Here is a 17,276-nt window from a genome sequence, read left to right on the forward strand (position 1 = left end):
AATCACGAGCAACCCTCGCCGAAAACAGATCATGAAACCAACGGCCAGCGACAAATGCCGGGTTGGCGAGCACTGTTCGGACCCCGTGAGGGCGTAATGATTCCCCAAACGGTTCCAGACAATGCTCGAGTCAGAGTAAAACGAACCTGCGAACGCAGGCCCTAACAGCGCGCGATTATCCAGCAGGATGCGTTACAACGCATCAGGCTGGATCAACTATTTATCGTACAAAACACCTTGTTTCGCGCAACCAAGGCCGTTTTTTCCTTCATATTTGTAACAGAAAAGTCACAGGGCCATCATTGACCAGGTGCACCTGCATGTCAGCACCGAATCGGCCGCTTGCCACATCTGCATGCTGGCCCTGGGCTTGCTGCAAAAGATAGTCGAACAGTTCGGCACCGAGCGCTGGCGGCGCAGCCGTCGAAAAGCTCGGACGCATGCCACTGCGGGTGTCCGCTGCCAAGGTGAACTGGGACACCAGCAGCAAACCGCCGCCCACATCCTTGAGGGACAGGTTCATCTTGCCCTGCTCATCGCTGAAAACGCGGTAGTTGAGCAACTTGTGCAACAGCTTATCGGCCTGTTCACGGGTATCTTCAGGCTCTACCGCCACCAGCACCAACAAGCCTTGGTCGATGGCGCCGACAATTTCACCCGCCACCTCTACCCGCGCGCCGCGCACACGCTGCAGCAGCCCCTTCATGCTTCTTCCAGCGGCAAATCGAGCAGGCGACGGGCCATCTGATCGGCTGCCCGTACCAGCGCATCGGTGATCCCAGGCTCGGACGCCGCATGGCCCGCGTCGCGGATCACCTTCAGCTCACTGTTGGGCCATGCCTGGTGCAACGCCCAGGCGTTATCCAGCGGGCAGATCACATCATAACGGCCATGCACGATCACGGCCGGCAGGTGGGCGATCTTGGGCATGTCGCGGATCAACTGGTCGGGTGCAAGGAACGCGTTGTTCATGAAGTAGTGGCATTCGATGCGGGCGATGGACAAGGCCCGTTGCGGCTCGGAGAAGCGGTCGATCACCAGCGGATTGGGGCGCAGGGTGGCAGTGCGGCCCTCCCAGGTGGACCAGGCCTTGGCGGCATGCATCTGGGCGATCTGATCGTTGCCGGTCAGGCGCTTGTGGAATGCCTTGACCAGGTCATTACGCTCATCCGGCGGAATCGGCCCGATGTAGTCCTGCCAGTAATCGGGGAACAGGCGGCTGGCGCCCTCCTGATAGAACCACTCGATCTCTTGCGGGCGGCACAGGAAGATGCCGCGCAGGATCAGGCCGTGAACCCGCTCGGGGTGGGTCTGGGCATAGGCCAGGGCCAGGGTCGAGCCCCAGGAGCCGCCGAACAGCACCCACTTGTCGATGCCCAGGTGCTCGCGAATGCGCTCCAGATCCTCGACCAGGTGCCAGGTGGTGTTGTTCTCCAGGCTTGCGTGCGGGGTGGAACGGCCGCAACCGCGCTGATCGAACGTGATGATGCGGTACAGGTTGGGGTCGAAATAGCAACGGCTCTGGGCATCGCAACCCGCGCCCGGGCCACCGTGAATGAACACCACCGGCAGACCTTCAGGCGAGCCGCTTTCATCGACATACAGCACATGCGGCGCTTCCACGGCCAGATCGTGCCGGGCGTAGGGTTTGATCTGAGGGTAGAGGGTCTGCATTGCGCACTCCGTGTGAGGATTAAGTCTGCCGTTGGGCATCATAAACCTGAATTGCGCTTTGAGCATGTGTCTGTGGGTAGATCATGTTATGCACATGCCCGCCACCGCGCTCGATAGCCTCGCTGCTTTATGACGCGAGGCCAGTAAATGACGCACCTTCCCGATGCAAGGTCATCCCGAAGCGATGACACTTTTCACCCCCAGGCCCTGATAGAGGGCAAGATCCCGGCCTGGATGCTCACTGCCACGCCTGAAACCCATCAGCACATGCGCGCCGCCGTGAGCACCCCGGTACCCTGGTTCGCCGAAGCCTGCCAGAGGCAACCGGCTGACGCCCACCGGCTGGTCAAGGAATATGAAACGTACCGCAAGGCCGAAAGCGAAGCTGGCGCACTGTTCGCCCTGCTTCCCGACCTGGCGGCGTTCGCCAGGGAGCGGCTGGGCTCGGCGATCAAGGAGCGTTTCAATCTTGAGCTGGATGTCACCCGGACCTACCTGTTCAACGCCGGCAAAGCCGAAGCCTACCAAGCCAACATGACTGGGGACCCGCTCACCACTGCCCAGCGGGCATTCAAACTGGCTACCCAAAGCCTGCTGCACTGCGCCTTGCAGAATTTTGAAGCTGCCGAAGCCCAGCCTGGCGGCCTCGATGGCCAAACGTTGGAGTCCGTGATACTCGACAACAACCAGTTCCTGGCGCACCTGCCCACCGGAAACCTGGTTCAGATAGCCCCGCAGGCCTTCGCCTCGCTAGTGCGCGACTTGGACATCGGCGGCACCTATCAAGCTTTGCTCAACGCCATTTATCACCCTGGCACCGACGTTGGGAGCGCAAGCGTTATCGAGACGCTCGGCAACGCCGAGCAGTGCGCCTTTTGCCTTGAGCTGCACAGGGCTTACCTGGGCAACATGATCGACCTGCCCTTGTATGAGGCTCTGCTGACGCTCGCCAGAGGTGGCGAGGCGCACTACCTGCAAAGCCCCATGCGGTGCGCCTTTCTCAAGCTCTTTGACATCTCCCTGACCGGTGCGCTGATGATAGGCCTCGTACCCTCTCCAGAGTTGCTTCTGAGTTACGACGCAACCCGTCTTGCGTACAAGAACGTGCTGGTAACGTACCTGCCCGGCGCAGGGGTCCCGCTGAAAGTGCACGCTACCGTTCATGAAGTCCAGGCGCACTTGCGCGAGCAGCTGTGGGCAATGCAACTCAGCCATCTGCGACAAGGCGTGCCGGCGCGTGACAGTGGCCGCTTCATGGAAAAGCTGCGCGACTGTCTACAACCATTGGATTGGACCCTGCTGCTGCCAGCGCCGGCGCACCAGGGCGAACAAGCCAGGCGTATTCGTGACCCGCAGGCTTGGGTACCGGTAACGCTACAGCCCTTCAACCGGCCACTACCCAACGAACTGGTCAGCCAGAAACGCCAACGACGCATGGACGATGCTTCGTTCCATGCCGTTTCCACGGCCCAGGAAGACCAGAAAAGCGCCGAAAAACGCAGGGCCTATTTTACCCAGCTGACCTCTGGCGCCTTGAACATTGGCGCCTTCGTCGTACCGGGCTTGGGGCAGTTGATGCTCGGTCTGTCGCTCATTCAGCTGAGCTACGAGGTTTTCGAGGGCCTCGAAAGCTGGGCTGACGGCGACGGTGAGCAAGCGCTCGATTACCTGATGGATATTGTCGAGAACGTTGCCTTAACCACTGTGGCCGTAGCAACAGGGGCGGCCGACGGCAGGCCGGCCGTCGAGAAGATTTCCGTGGAAACACCCTCGTTCATCGAAGAGCTCGAGCCCGTGCTCATGCCCGATGGCAGTAGCCGCCTGTGGCGACCAGACGCCCGCCCGTACGCCCATGACGTCGTGCTACCGGCTGGCCTGCTGCCGGATGAATCCGGCCTGTATCGCCATGCTGGAAAGACCTGGCTGGCAGTCGAAGACAGCACCTATTCGGTCAAACGGATATCTGAAAATGGTGAGTACCGCCTGGTGCACCCCGCCAAGGCCCTGAGCCATGAACCGCCGCTACGCCACAACGGTGCTGGCGCCTGGTTGCTACCGGCAGAAAGGCCCGAGCAATGGCCAGAACTGCAATTATTCAGACGTGCCGGCCACCTTGGCGCGCATTTCGACGATGAAACCGCCCTGCGCATACTGCGGGTGAGTGGTACCCAGGAAGATGTTCTGCGCCATGCGCTCTGCAACAGCCAGCGGCTACCCGCACAACTGGAAGACACCCTGTCTCGCTTCAAACTCTACCAGACACTCAAGCACCTGCCTGAGCTGGCCGAGCCCAACCAACTCCATGCAGCCTTCGAAAGGCGCTATCGTCAGCTGCCCGCGCCTCAGGTGCCCGGCGCCGATGTCATCCAGGCTCGCTATCCGCGGCTTCCGGCACCCCTCACCGAGGAGTTGTTGCGCCATGCCAATACCTTCGAACAGGGTGAGCTGACCACTGGCAAAGTCCCCAGACGGCTCGCCGAAGAAGTCCGCTGCCTTGCGCAACAGGTACGGTTGAATCGCGCCTATGAAGGGCTTTATCTGGAAGGTGTACGCAACTGGGATACCGACGTGCTGGTCTTGCACACCCTCGAGCAACTGCCTGGGTGGCCAAGCGAGGTCGGCATCACCCTCGAACAGCGCCAGAACTCGCCGGCCCAGATCGAAAAGATCGGCGCCAGTGAGGTGCCAGCAAGCAAGTCGATCATCAGCGCCCGGGCAGGTTACGTAGTCATGGACAGTACCCGCCCCGACGATCAGCTTTGCGTCCACGGTTCATTGCATGGGGCGCTGTTCGAGGTACTCACTGCCGAGCAAAGGCAGGCGCTGGCGGTCGAGGACATGCACGCACTCAGAAGCAGGATTCAACACGCGCCTCTCTTGCCACGGGCGATATTGCGCCGGGTGCTGGGCATGCAGGGCGTGCCACCGGGCTTTCGCTCGCCCATGCGCCTGGCAGATGGGCGGCTGGGCTACCCGCTGGGCGGCACCCGCCCCCGCGCTGGCAGCACTTCAAGGCAGACGCTGCTCAATTCCATACGCCGGATCGGCCAACACACTCCCGTACCACGGCCCGCAGAGCAGATCATGGCCGCGCTGGAAAACAGAAACCTGACCCGCGCTCAGATCGATGAGATGCTCAGCGGGCTGATGGAGCAACGCGACCGACTGCAAAGCCGGCTGGACGACTGGCGTCGACAAGCCGCACAAGGATCTCATCAGAGCACCGATGGCCTGGAGCGGTTGATGAACGCCATCTCCCAGCACTGGTATGAGCGTGCGTTCCTGGCGACCAGCGAAGCCATCGCCCCGCTTCGTCTCGAGCGCCTATCCCTGGCGCAGTTTCCTCTTGAACTGCCGGACTTCTTCAGCGCCAGCGTCACGGACCTGCAATTGATTGAAACATCACCCGAACATTATGAAGGCTGGAACCAGCACGGTCCGCAACTGGACAGCCTGGTCCGACAGTTTGCCAACCTGAGATCGCTGGAGATCAGCCGCGCCTACCGGCCTGAAGGAACTCCTTCAGCATTCCAGTTCAGCCTGCCCATGATTGCCCAGCGCCTACCGGCGCTCGAAACACTGAGCCTGACCAACCAGAATCTCACGCTGTCCTCAACAGACATCGACAGCCTGGCAGGGCTCACACGGCTGCGACGACTGGACCTGAGCGGTAACCGATTTTCGGGGCAGCATCCCCCACTCTTCAATGAACTGACACTCGATTACCTGGGCCTGGACGACATGGCACTGGATCATTGGCCAGAGGGCGTTGGCTACAACACCCTGACTCAGGTTCGGCACATTGGCCTGCGCAACAACCAGATCAGACTCCTCCCGCACCTTTTGCGGGATAACCGAATCAACATTCCCGAGCACGCGCTGGTTTCCATGCAGGGCAATCCGCTCTTCGAGGATGATATACGCCGCGTTATGTTGAGCGAAGATGGCCGCGCCTCACGTTTTGAGATGGACCAGTCTGATGCGTTCAGAACGCTTCTGGCTGCCCAGTTGCAGCAGCGCCAGCAACTGCGCGACGCCATCGATAACTATGTGAATGCCTCAAGCTCAAGCGCGCCAGTCAGCCAAACGGCAATGACTGCCAGAACCCGTATCGCTGCGGCACTGAACGAGTTCTGGCATTACCAGGAAACAGGGCTGACACGCGCGGCTTTACGCCTGAATGATGTTGCCCTGGCGCATTTTCCAAGACGCTTGCCGGCCTTCTTCATCGCACAGGTGCATAACCTTGCGCTTGAGCGCGTCAGTGGTACGACGGCACAGCTCGATGGATTGCTGAGCCGGTTCCCACGGGTGACGCGCCTGACGATCGACAACTACCGACAAGCCGAGCAGTCACTGCCTTCTGCGCTTCTGCGCTTGCCGGGGTTGACGGACATCGCCTTGCGCCAGTCAGGCCTGCTGATCGACCAGAACGTGATCAACACGTTGGGCGGCTTACCCACCCTCAACTCGCTGGACCTCACGGGCAACCGAATGGGGGCGATCGCACACACTCCTCAGGCCTTGCAAACACTTCGCCGACTCGACCTCAACAGCATGGGCCTTGAGCAGTGGCCGGCCTGGGTAGACAGCTTGTTCCCACTGGAGATGCTGGACCTGAGCGAAAACCGGCTTACCGAACTGCCGGCCCACATACTGGCCAACCTGGACAACGATTTCCCCATCAGCTCGATTCTGTTGTTCAGCAATCCGCTGACGGACGAAGCGGTCATGCGTGCCCGTGCATCTTCAAACAGCCAGCACAGTTTCACCTTTGGCATCGATCTGTCAGACAGCATGAGCGAGTCATCGGGAGACGGCGGGATAGTCGGTCATAACCACCTGCCCCTCCTGGACCCAGCTGCCGATGTCCCCAACGTGGAAAACTGGCTGCTTGCCTCGGACATCGAGAACCAAGCCCTGAGGGACAGTTGGGAGAGTTTGCAGCGATCGGGGGGTGCCGAAAATCTTCTGGCGCTGGTAGGCCGTCTGCGCAACTCGGCCCCATACCAGAATGGCAAGACCCGCGTTTCATTCTGCGGGCGCGTACGCAAGGTCCTGGTCAGTGCAGTGGTCAACCTGGACGACCTTGCGCTGTTCAACCATCAGGCCAACGAAGCACTTGTTCAGGACAATGGTGACCAGACCTGCCACGACGGCGCTCTGCTGGTGTTCCAGAACATCGAACTGTACATCGCCAACCAGCGCCTGCAGATCGATACGGCCGATAGCGAGGGCAACCTTTATCGGGAACTGCGGCGCCTGTATCGCCTGCAAGCACTGGATGAGATTGCCAAGAGCGAGGCTGCCAACCGGGACGAAGCGGAAGTTCGCCTTACCTACCGCCGTGAGCTCAATACCCCGCTTGAGCTGGGCCAGCCCGAAGACACCCTGCGCTATGCCATCAATGCCAATATCGACGAGTTGGCGTATGCGGAGTTGGCAGTGCAGCGCAGCGAGTTGGGAGAGGATTTCCTGAATTTTGCCGCCGGTAACCAGAGGTGGGTCCAGCACTTGCGCCAAGCCCATGCTGAACGTTTTGCAGACATCGAGCATATCTACCAGGCCCAGATACTTGAACTGCCGGATCAGTACCCTGACAGGCCAATCGCTACGCTGGGCGACGAATTCCAGGCACTGGAACGCAACAAACAGGCGCGCGAGCTGCGCCTGATTCGCGAGCTTACGTCTTTTGCAGATCCTGATCGCAAACCCCGCTCATCGACCGAGTAAGCAATAGCGTGCAGGGCGGCCGCGGTGCGCGGGCCGCCCCGTTTCGCTCAACTCCCGTAGCGCCGTAAGCCCCAGGCCAACACGCTTTCCAGCAAACGTCGCAACACTGCCTGAGTCGGTTGCGCCAGGTCCGCACGATAGGCGAACGGCTCGGTTTCCTCCATGTAGGTGCTCTGCGCCAGCTCCAGTTGTACCGCATGGACATGGTTGCCCGGATTACCATAGTGGCGAGTGATGTGACCGCCCTTGAAACGCCCGTTGAGTACATGCCTGTAGCCCGGCGCCTCGGCACACACGCCCGACAGCCACTGCGCCAGCTCAGGATCACAACTGGCACCGTTGAAGGTACCCAGGTTGAAGTCCGGCAGCTTGCCGTCGAACAGGTGCGGGATCAGCGAACGGATCGAGTGTGCGTCCCACAAAAGGGCGTAGCCGAACTGCTCACGCAGGCGGGCCAGTTCGCGCTCGATGGTGGCGTGGTATGGCCGCCAGATCTGCTCCAGGTAAGTGGCCCGTTCGTCGGCAGAGGGTGCCTGCCCCTGCTTGAACAGCGGCGCACCGTCGAACAGTGTGGCCGGATACAGGCCCGTGGTTGCACCTGCGTACAAAGGCGTGTCGTCATCCGGCCGGTTAAGGTCGATGACGAAGCGCGAGTACTCTGCCGCCACCACACTGGCCCCCAGCTCATGGGCGAAATCGTAGAGGCACGGGATATGCCAGTCGGTGTCCGGCAGGCTGCGCGCCTCGTCGACCAGGCCGTCGCGCACGGCCGGGGTCAGCTTGAGCCCCGCATGGGGCATGCTGATCAGCAGGGGCAAACGGCCCTGGTGGAAACTCAGTACCTTGTCCATCTCGCCTCGCTCAGTGGGATATTTCATGGCCTTTGCGCACCACGCGCTTGGGCAGGTCGCCGCCCAGCCAGTAGGCCAGGTCGGCGGGGCGCTCGATCTGCCAGGCGACGAAGTCCGCCACCTTGCCGACTTCCAGCGAACCATGGGTGTCGCCCATGCCCAGCGCCGTGGCGGCATGGATGGTAACGCCAGCCAGGGCTTCTTCCGGCGTCATGCGAAACAGCGTGCACCCCATGTTCAGCATAAGCCGCAGCGACAGACCTGGCGATGTGCCAGGATTGAGGTCGCTGGCAAGGGCAATCCTCACGCCGTGGCGGCGCAAGGCGTCCATTGGAGGCAGTTGGGTTTCGCGCAGGAAGTAGAACGCGCCGGGCAGCAGCACGGCGACAGTGCCAGCCTCGGCCATGGCCACGGCGTCTTCCTCGGTCATGAATTCCAGGTGGTCGGCCGACAGCGCCTGGTAGCGCGCTGCCAGGCTGGAGCCGTGCAGCGACGAGAGCTGCTCGGCGTGCAGCTTGACCGGCAAGCCCAGTTCGCGGGCCTTGATGAACACCCGCTCGACCTGCGCCGGGGAAAACGCCAGGTGCTCGCAAAACGCGTCCACGGCGTCCACCAACCCCTCGGCGGCGAGTGCAGGCAGCATCTGGTCGCAGATATGCGCAATGTAGTCGTCGGCGCGACCGGCATATTCCGGCGGCAAGGCGTGGGCGGCCAGGCAGGTAGCGCGCACAGCAACCGGCAATTCGTCGGCCAGGCGCCTGGCCACACGCAGCATCTTGCGCTCGTTGGCCAGGTCCAGGCCGTAGCCGGACTTGATTTCGATTGTGGTTACACCATCGCGCATCAGCGCCTGTACCCGCTCGCGGGCACTGGCGAACAGCTCATCCTCGCTGGCCGCGCGGGTGGCCCGCACGGTACTGGCGATGCCCCCGCCTTGCGCAGCGATTTCGGCATAACCTACACCCTGCAAGCGCTGCTCGAACTCGCCACTGCGGTTGCCACCGAACACGGCGTGGGTGTGGCAGTCGATCATCCCGGGGGTGACCCAGGCATTGCCCAGGTCAACCGTACGTTGCGCCTCGACCGGCCGCATTTCGCTACGTGGGCCGAGCCATTCGATCACGCCGCCGCTGGTAACGATCGCTGCGTCCTCGATGATCGAGTAACGGCCGTCCACCATGGTTGCCACATGGCAGTGCTGCCAGAGGGTTCTCATATGCAATCTCCTGAACTAGCGATGCAGCTCGGCCGCTGCCTGGGCCACCTCGCCCTGCCCTGCTCGCGGCTTGCACCACAACAGGTAGGACGCAACCAGGAACACCACCCAGATCACACCGACAAGCAACGCTGCCTGTGTATCGGGGAAGTAACCGAGCACGCCAAAGATGAACACCATGAACGCAATGGCCATGGCCGGGCCGTAGGGCCAGAACGGTACCGGGAACTTGAGCCGGGCCGCTTCCTCGCGGCTCATGCTGCGGCGCATGGCAACCTGGGTAACCAGGATCATCAACCACACCCACACGGTGGCGAACGTGGCGATGGACGCGATCAGCAGAAACACGTTCTCGGGGATCAGGTAGTTGAGCACCACGCCAATCAACAGCGCAGCCCCCATCACCACCACGGTCATCCACGGCACTCCGTGCCTGGACAGCTGGCTGAAGCCGCGTGGCGCATGGCCTTGCTGGGCCAGGCCGTACATCATGCGACCCGCGCCGAAGATGTCACTGTTGATGGCAGAAACCGCAGCGGAAATCACCACGACGTTGAGCACTGCCGCCGCCGATCCGATGCCCAGGTTGCTGAATATCTGCACGAAGGGGCTACCTTCGCTGCCGATCTGCGGCCACGGGTAAAGGCACATCAGCACGAACAGGGTCAGTACGTAGAACAGCAGGATACGCAACGGCACGGCATTGATGGCCCTGGGGATGACCCGTTGCGGGTCCTTGGCCTCACCGGCAGTGACGCCGATGATTTCGATGCCGCCGAAGGCGAACATGACCACCGCGAAGGACGCGATCAAGCCGCCGACGCCATTGGGCATGAAGCCGCCGTGCTCGACCAGGTTGCTCAAACCGACCGCATGCCCGGTGCCAACCTGGCTTAAGCCGAAAGCCATGATGCCAAGGCCGGCAAGGATCATCGCGACGATGGCACCGACCTTGAGCAGCGACAGCCAGAACTCCATCTCGCCGAACACCTTGACGTTGCACAGGTTCAGGCCGCCGATCAGGAAGACGATGCCCAGCACCCAGATCCAGCGGGCCACTTCAGGAAACCAGAAGCCCATGTAGATACCAAAGGCGGTGACATCGGCGATGGCGACGATGACCATTTCGAAGGCGTAGGTCCAACCGAGGATGAAGCCGGCCATGGGGCCGAGGTAGGTGGTGGCGTAATGGCCGAAGGAGCCGGCGACCGGGTTGTGCACGGCCATCTCGCCGAGGGCGCGCATGACCATGAACACGGCGGCGCCGCCAATCAGGTAGGCCAGCAGCACGGCCGGCCCGGCCATCTGGATGGCAGAGGCCGAACCGTAGAAAAGCCCGGTACCGATTGCGGAACCGAGCGCCATGAAACGGATGTGGCGGGCCGATAGCCCACGCTTGAGACCTTGAGCTTGTTGCATGTCACGTCCTGATCTTGTTTTTGTGGTCGTGAGATCGAATGGGCCGCATGGCGGCCCCAAGGGCATCACAGGCTGGGCAGAACGCCTGCCGGCAGCAGGCCGGTCAGGCTGCCCTTGGCCAACAGCTCGACGGCCTTTTCGATATCCGGCGCAAAGAAACGGTCACGGTCGTAGTGCGGCACTTCGCTGCGCAGCGCCTGGCGCGCCTGCTCCAGCTTGGCCGAGGTCTTGAGCCCCTTGCGCAGGTCCAGCCCCTGGCAGGCGCCCAGCCATTCGATGGCCAGCACGCCGCGGGTGTTCTCGGCCATTTCCCACAGGCGCTTGCCTGCAGCCGGGGCCATCGACACGTGGTCTTCCTGGTTGGCCGAGGTGGGCAGGCTGTCGACGCTGTGGGGGTGCGACAGGGCCTTGTTCTCGCTGGCCAGGGCCGCAGCCGTGACCTGAGCGATCATGAAGCCGGAGTTGACCCCACCGTTTTCCACCAGGAATGGCGGCAGCTGCGACATGTGCTTATCCATCATCAACGAAATGCGGCGCTCGCTCAGCGAGCCGATTTCGGCGATGGCCAGGGCCAGGTTGTCAGCGGCCATGGCTACAGGCTCTGCGTGGAAGTTGCCACCCGAGATCACATCGCCCTCGGCAGCGAACACCAGCGGGTTGTCCGACACCGCGTTGGCCTCGATGCCGAGCACTTCGGCGGCCTGGCGCAACTGGGTGAGGCAGGCGCCCATGACCTGCGGCTGGCAACGCAGCGAGTACGGGTCCTGAACCTTGTCGCAGTTCTTGTGCGATTGGGAAATCTCGCTGGTATCACCCAGCAGTTCGCGGAAACAGGCGGCGGTATCGATCTGGCCCCGCTGACCACGCACGGCATGCACCCGTGCATCGAATGGCGCACGCGAGCCCAGTGCAGCTTCCACGGTCAGACCACCGCAGGCGATGGCGGCGGCGTACAGGTCTTCGGCGTAGAACAGGCCGCGCAAGGCGTAAGCCGAGGACGCCTGGGTGCCATTGAGCAGCGCCAGGCCCTCTTTGGCGGCCAGGGTCAGTGGCTCCAGGCCAGCGACGGCCAAGGCTTCAGTGGCCGACAGCCATTGGCCCTTGTACCGTGCCTTGCCTTCGCCGAGCAGCACCAGCGACATGTGCGCCAGCGGTGCCAGGTCGCCGGAGGCGCCTACAGAGCCTTTAAGCGGTATATGCGGATAGACTTCAGCGTTGACCAAGGCGATCAGCGCATCGATCACCTTGCGCCGGATGCCGGAGAAACCACGGCTGAGGCTGTTGATCTTGAGCACCATGATCAGCCGCACCAGGTCGTCGTCCAGCGGCGCGCCGATACCGGCGGCGTGGGACAGCACCAGCGAGCGCTGCAGGTTTTCCAGGTCATGGCTGGCAATACGGGTCGAAGCCAGCAGGCCGAAGCCGGTGTTGATACCGTAGGCGGTGCGGTCTTCGGCAAGGATCTGTTCGACGCAGGCGACGCTGTCGTTGATCGGCTGATCGGCGCTGGCGTCCAAGCGCAGGCGCACGGGTGCGGCGTGGATTGCGCGCAGCTGGGCCAGGGTCAGGGTGCCAGGCTTGAGGGTCAGTTCGGTCACTTCGCTACTCCATTCTGTCAGGGCCCGCAGGCCCTTTCTTGTTGTTCAGTATCGGTCAAAGTGCAGCGATCAGCCTGTGATCATTGGCAGGTCGAGGCCTTGTTCCTTGGCGCAGTCCACGGCGATGTCGTAGCCGGCGTCGGCGTGGCGCATGACACCGGTGCCCGGGTCGTTGGTCAGCACGCGGGCGATGCGTGCAGCGGCTTCATCGGTACCATCGCAGACGATGACCATGCCCGAGTGCTGCGAGAAGCCCATGCCTACCCCACCACCGTGATGCAGCGAAACCCAGGTAGCGCCGCTGGCAGTGTTGAGCAAGGCGTTGAGCAACGGCCAGTCGGAGACGGCGTCAGAACCGTCACGCATCGATTCGGTTTCACGGTTGGGGCTCGATACGGAGCCTGAGTCCAGGTGGTCACGGCCGATGACGATCGGCGCCGACAGCTCGCCGCTGCGTACCATTTCGTTGAAGGCCAGGCCCAGCTTGGCGCGAAGGCCCAGGCCAACCCAGCAGATGCGCGCTGGCAGGCCCTGGAAGCTGATGCGCTCACGGGCCATGTCCAGCCAGCGGTGCAAGTGGGCGTCGTCGGGGATCAGTTCCTTGACCTTGGCATCGGTCTTGTAGATATCCTCGGCTTCGCCGGACAGCGCAGCCCAGCGGAACGGCCCCACGCCGCGGCAGAACAGCGGGCGGATGTATGCCGGTACGAAGCCTGGGAAATCGAACGCGTTGGCTACGCCCTCTTCCTTGGCCATCTGGCGGATGTTGTTACCGTAGTCGAAAGTCGGAATGCCCTGCTTCTGGAAGTCGAGCATGGCTTGTACGTGCACGGCCATGGTCTGCTTGGCAGCCTTGACCACGGCAGCCGGCTCGGTCTGCGCGCGGTCACGGTACTGCTCCCAGGTCCAGCCGGCCGGCAGGTAGCCGTTGAGCGGGTCGTGGGCGCTGGTCTGGTCGGTGACCATGTCCGGGCGCACACCACGCTTGACCAGCTCCGGCAGGACTTCTGCGGCGTTGCCATGCAGGGCAATGGAGATGGCCTTGCCTTCGGCGGTGTACTTGGCGATGCGCGCCAGGGCGTCATCGAGGTCTTTGGCCTGCTCGTCGACGTAGCGGGTTTGGAGGCGGAAATCGATACGGCTCTGCTGGCATTCGATGTTCAGCGAGCAGGCGCCGGCCAAAGTCGCGGCCAGGGGCTGGGCGCCGCCCATGCCGCCAAGGCCTGCAGTCAGTACCCACTTGCCTTTGAGGCTGCCACCGTAGTGCTGGCGGCCGGCCTCGACGAAGGTTTCATAGGTGCCTTGGACGATGCCTTGGCTGCCGATGTAGATCCAGCTGCCGGCGGTCATCTGGCCGTACATGGCCAGGCCCTTGGCGTCCAGTTCGTTGAAGTGTTCCCAGTTGGCCCAGTGCGGCACCAGGTTGGAGTTGGCGATCAGAACGCGTGGAGCGTTGCTGTGGGTTTTGAATACCCCGACCGGTTTGCCCGACTGCACCAGCAGGGTTTCGTCATCTTCCAGGCGGGTCAGGGTTTCGACGATCTTGTCGTAGCAGGCCCAGTTGCGGGCGGCGCGACCGATACCACCGTAAACCACCAGTTCCTTGGGGTTTTCCGCGACCTGCGGGTCGAGGTTGTTCATCAGCATGCGCAGTGGCGCTTCGGTCAGCCAGCTTTTGGCGGTCAGCTTGTTGCCACGTGGGGCACGGATTTCAACGTCACGGTATTTATTGTTGTCGGTCACGGGAAGGGTCCTCTGCGGTCGTCCGCGGGCAGGTGTGTCGTGTTGGATATACAAACACACCTTTACTTGTATGTACAAGCATGGACAACCAAAATAGTGGGACCGCTTTTGAACAGCCTGGAGAAAACCGGGGCCGCTGCGCGGCCCTTTCGCGACACAAGGCCGCTCCTACACAGATCGCGTTTGCCCAGACGGGCGCGGTTTCCGGAGCGGCCTTGTGTCGCGAAGGGCTGCACAGCAGCCTCAGCCAGCTCAGGTTGGAATCAGCTCGATCAGGCAGAACCGCCCCTGAACCTGCAACTCCAGCAGCGTGTCGTTCCCCTCGAGCCGCAGGCAGTCATACAAGCCCAGCCGCTCCAAACCATGCCCGGCCAACTGCACCTCAACCTGGTTACTGCCCGAAAACAGCAGCACAGTCGACGCCGAACTGAACAACCGGCTGGTACCATCGAACCACTGCAAGCGCGCGCGATAGCGCTGCGGCGAGTAGATCAGGTTGAAATCACGAATCCTCTCACCCAGCAGCTTGCAACTGACCTGGCTCTCGCCAGCGAAAGCGAAGGCGTCGAACGGTAACAGCGGCCGGCTGGCCTGCCCGTCGACCAGCAGGCGCATGCCATCCCCCTGCAAGACCGTGATGATCCGCTGGTAGCCCGCAAACATCGAGAAACCACCAGACGCTTCGATATCCGCAATCGACAGGCGCCAGCCGAACCCCTCCAGGCCCTCGCCACTGTCGCGGGTGATTTCCTCGGTGAAGCCGCCGCCGTTCTTCCACGGCATCCGCGGGTAGTCCTGCGCACGCAACAACTGCAACGGGTTCATTTGCTGAAACGTCCTTCCAGGCGATGACGGGAGCCGGGGTGGATCAACCGCGCGGCCGTCACCGGCTGGCGCCCGGACCAGGTACGGCGGCGAATCAGCAGGCAAGGCTCGCCCCGCTCGATCTGCAGCAGTTGGCACTCGTGGGGCTCGGCCAGGATCGCCTCGACCACGTGCTCACCCTCGGTCAGCGGTGCGACCTGGGACAAGTAGGCGTAAGGCGTCTGCCGAGTGAAATCCTGCTTGAGGTAATCGGGCGCGATCGCCGCGTTGACGTAGCGGTCCTCGATTTGCACCGGGATGCCGTTTTCGTAATGCACGATAAGCGAATGGAACACCCGCTGGCCTTCGCGCATGTCCAGTGCCAGAGCGCGCTCGGAACCGGCCGCTTCTTCAGCAAGGGTGATCACCTGGCAGCTATGCTGGTGGCCACGCGCGGCAATCTCGTCGGCGATGTTGTTGACTTCGAACAACGCCGAGCGGCTCTTGGGTTCGGCAACGAATGTCCCTACCCCCTGCATGCGCACCAGCAGGCCTTCGGCAGTGAGCTCACGCAGGGCGCGGTTGATGGTCATGCGGCTGAATCCCAGCTGGCTGACCAGTTCGCTCTCCGAAGGGACCCGGTGATGGGGCGGCCAGCTGCCGTTGTCGATCTGCTGGATGATCATCTGTTTGACCCGCGCGTACAGCGGCGCCGGGCCCTCGCCCATCTGGGCAACCAGCGCGGAGACAGGAGGTGTCGGCACGGCGTTGGATCCTTGTGCGATTGAATGGGCGGTAGCTTGCCGCAGTTTACCCGGCAGGCAAACAACTGTATATGTATATACAAGTCAGCCATAACAGGATTTCACAGATGTCCGCCTACTTCGCCGAATGCGCCCTGCTGCCCGATGGTTGGGCCAGCGATGTCCGAATCGAGGTCGCCAGCGATGGCACAATGACCCACATCGAGTCCGGCGCTTCGGCCGACGGCGCCGAACGGCTGGCCGGGCCACTTCTGCCCGGCATGCCCAACCTGCACTCGCATGCCTTTCAACGCGCAATGGCCGGCCTGGCAGAAGTCGCGGGCAACCCCAACGACAGTTTCTGGACCTGGCGCGAACTGATGTATCGCCTGGTCGGCAAGATCACCCCGGAGCAACTGCAGGTCATCGCCCGCCAGCTGTACATCGAGATGCTCAAGGCCGGTTACACCTCGGTGGCCGAGTTCCACTACGTGCACCATGACCAGGCGGGCAAGGCCTATGCCGACCCAGCCGAGCTGTCCCGCCGCATCAGCGCGGCGGCGGCCAGCAGCGGTATCGGCCTGACCCTGCTGCCGGTGCTGTACAGCCATGCCGGCTTCGGTGGCCAGCCGCCCAGCGAGGGGCAGCGGCGCTTCATCAATTCCACCGAGCAGTACCTGCAATTGCACGCGCAACTCGCTGCGACAATCGCTGCACAACCCGCGCAGCAGCTGGGCTTGTGCTTCCACTCGCTGCGGGCGGTTACACCGGGGCAGATTGCCCAGGTACTGGCAGCGGGCAATCAGCAATGTCCGATTCATATTCATATCGCCGAGCAACAGAAGGAAGTGGACGACTGCCTGGCCTGGAGCGGCCTGCGCCCGCTGCAGTGGCTGTATGAGCATGTGCAGGTCGATGCGCGCTGGTGCCTGGTGCATGCCACCCACGCGCAGGCTGACGAAGTGGCGGCCATGGCCGGCAGTGGCGCGGTGGCCGGGCTGTGCCTGACCACCGAAGCCAACCTGGGTGACGGGATTTTCCCGGCAGTGGACTACCTGAGCCAGGGTGGCCGGATGGGTATCGGCTCTGACAGCCATGTATCGCTGAGCGTGGTCGAAGAGCTGCGTTGGCTCGAATATGGCCAGCGCCTTCGTGACCAGCGGCGCAACCGGCTTTATCGCGAAGATCAGCCGATGGTTGGCCGCACCCTGTATGACGCGGCACTGATGGGTGGGGCTCAGGCATTGGGGCAGCCCGTGGGTGAGCTGGCCGTGGGCAAACGTGCCGACTGGCTGGTGCTGGATGGGCAAGACCCGTATATCGCCACGGCCGACGAAGATGCAATTCTCAACCGCTGGCTGTTTGCCGGAAGCGACCGGCAGGTACGCGATGTGATGGTCAACGGGCAGTGGGTGGTGCGCCAGGGGCGCCACGGGCAAGAAGAGGAAAGCGCTCGGGCGTATGTCGAGGTGTTGCGACAGTTGTTGGGCTGACG

The 17,276-nt window shown here is 62.5% G+C and carries 11 protein-coding genes; 2 read left to right on the top strand and 9 right to left on the bottom strand.

Annotation, left to right across the window (positions count from 1 at the left end; all coding sequences use genetic code 11):
- Positions 1-268: 268 nt before the first annotated feature.
- Together dtd and pip are read right to left on the bottom strand one after the other, a co-directional pair.
- Complete coding sequence (gene dtd, locus ACMGGN_RS20245) at positions 269-706, bottom strand: D-aminoacyl-tRNA deacylase (protein ID WP_012312380.1); 438 nt, start codon at positions 704-706, stop codon at positions 269-271.
- Entirely contained in the window at positions 703-1,674 is a 972-nt protein-coding gene (pip, locus tag ACMGGN_RS20250; protein WP_115273404.1) for a prolyl aminopeptidase, read from the bottom strand. The genes dtd and pip overlap by 4 nt, the downstream gene beginning before the upstream one ends.
- A 147-nt stretch (positions 1,675-1,821) precedes the next feature.
- On the opposite strand from pip, the gene ACMGGN_RS20255 reads away from it, so the two are divergent.
- Positions 1,822-7,407 carry a dermonecrotic toxin domain-containing protein gene (locus ACMGGN_RS20255; RefSeq protein ID WP_414156247.1) on the top strand — a complete coding sequence of 1,862 codons (5,586 nt, stop codon included), beginning with the start codon at positions 1,822-1,824 and terminating at the stop codon, positions 7,405-7,407.
- A 47-nt stretch (positions 7,408-7,454) separates the two neighbouring features.
- Here the strand turns inward: ACMGGN_RS20255 and hutG are convergent, their stop codons facing one another.
- The 7 genes from hutG to hutC all read right to left on the bottom strand — a co-directional run bounded on the left by hutG (position 7,455) and on the right by hutC (position 15,766).
- Positions 7,455-8,258, bottom strand: coding sequence for an N-formylglutamate deformylase (hutG, locus tag ACMGGN_RS20260; protein WP_346640300.1), 804 nt, complete (start codon positions 8,256-8,258; stop codon positions 7,455-7,457).
- Positions 8,259-8,268: 10 nt separating this feature from the next.
- Positions 8,269-9,474 (bottom strand): imidazolonepropionase, encoded by a 1,206-nt coding sequence (gene hutI, locus ACMGGN_RS20265; RefSeq protein ID WP_115273401.1) that lies wholly within the window; start codon positions 9,472-9,474, stop codon positions 8,269-8,271.
- Positions 9,475-9,489: 15 nt separating this feature from the next.
- Positions 9,490-10,893 (bottom strand): amino acid permease, encoded by a 1,404-nt coding sequence (locus ACMGGN_RS20270; RefSeq protein ID WP_115273400.1) that lies wholly within the window; start codon positions 10,891-10,893, stop codon positions 9,490-9,492.
- Between the two features lie 65 nt (positions 10,894-10,958).
- Positions 10,959-12,491, bottom strand: a complete 1,533-nt coding sequence (hutH, locus tag ACMGGN_RS20275; RefSeq protein WP_115273399.1) for a histidine ammonia-lyase — start codon at positions 12,489-12,491, stop codon at positions 10,959-10,961.
- 69 nt (positions 12,492-12,560) lie between these two features.
- A complete protein-coding gene (gene hutU / locus ACMGGN_RS20280; protein ID WP_115273398.1) occupies positions 12,561-14,234 on the bottom strand; it encodes a urocanate hydratase in 1,674 nt (557 codons plus the stop codon).
- Between the two features lie 252 nt (positions 14,235-14,486).
- Positions 14,487-15,059 (bottom strand): HutD family protein, encoded by a 573-nt coding sequence (locus ACMGGN_RS20285; RefSeq protein ID WP_046784999.1) that lies wholly within the window; start codon positions 15,057-15,059, stop codon positions 14,487-14,489.
- Entirely contained in the window at positions 15,056-15,766 is a 711-nt protein-coding gene (gene hutC, locus ACMGGN_RS20290) for a histidine utilization repressor (protein ID WP_174141112.1), read from the bottom strand. The genes ACMGGN_RS20285 and hutC overlap by 4 nt, the downstream gene beginning before the upstream one ends.
- Positions 15,767-15,909: 143 nt before the next feature.
- Between hutC and ACMGGN_RS20295 the strand changes: the two genes are divergently transcribed.
- Positions 15,910-17,274: a formimidoylglutamate deiminase gene (locus ACMGGN_RS20295; RefSeq protein ID WP_119688143.1), complete on the top strand. Its 1,365-nt coding sequence runs from the start codon at positions 15,910-15,912 to the stop codon at positions 17,272-17,274.
- The last annotated feature ends 2 nt before the right edge of the window (positions 17,275-17,276 follow it).

The sequence above is a fragment of the Pseudomonas sp. BNK-30 genome (assembly GCF_047456185.1).
In the GTDB taxonomy this organism is placed as follows: domain Bacteria; phylum Pseudomonadota; class Gammaproteobacteria; order Pseudomonadales; family Pseudomonadaceae; genus Aquipseudomonas; species Aquipseudomonas putida_E.

Bases quoted from the DNA above. Each gene is read 5' to 3' on its own strand.
- ACMGGN_RS20255 (WP_414156247.1), top strand. From the start codon at position 1,822: ATGACGCACCTTCCCGATGCAAGGTCATCCCGAAGCGATGACACTTTT.
- pip (WP_115273404.1), bottom strand. From the start codon at position 1,674: ATGCAGACCCTCTACCCTCAGATCAAACCCTACGCCCGGCACGATCTG.
- hutI (WP_115273401.1), bottom strand. From the start codon at position 9,474: ATGAGAACCCTCTGGCAGCACTGCCATGTGGCAACCATGGTGGACGGC.
- dtd (WP_012312380.1), bottom strand. From the start codon at position 706: ATGAAGGGGCTGCTGCAGCGTGTGCGCGGCGCGCGGGTAGAGGTGGCG.
- ACMGGN_RS20270 (WP_115273400.1), bottom strand. From the start codon at position 10,893: ATGCAACAAGCTCAAGGTCTCAAGCGTGGGCTATCGGCCCGCCACATC.
- hutG (WP_346640300.1), bottom strand. From the start codon at position 8,258: ATGGACAAGGTACTGAGTTTCCACCAGGGCCGTTTGCCCCTGCTGATC.
- hutC (WP_174141112.1), bottom strand. From the start codon at position 15,766: ATGGGCGAGGGCCCGGCGCCGCTGTACGCGCGGGTCAAACAGATGATC.
- ACMGGN_RS20295 (WP_119688143.1), top strand. From the start codon at position 15,910: ATGTCCGCCTACTTCGCCGAATGCGCCCTGCTGCCCGATGGTTGGGCC.
- ACMGGN_RS20285 (WP_046784999.1), bottom strand. From the start codon at position 15,059: ATGAACCCGTTGCAGTTGTTGCGTGCGCAGGACTACCCGCGGATGCCG.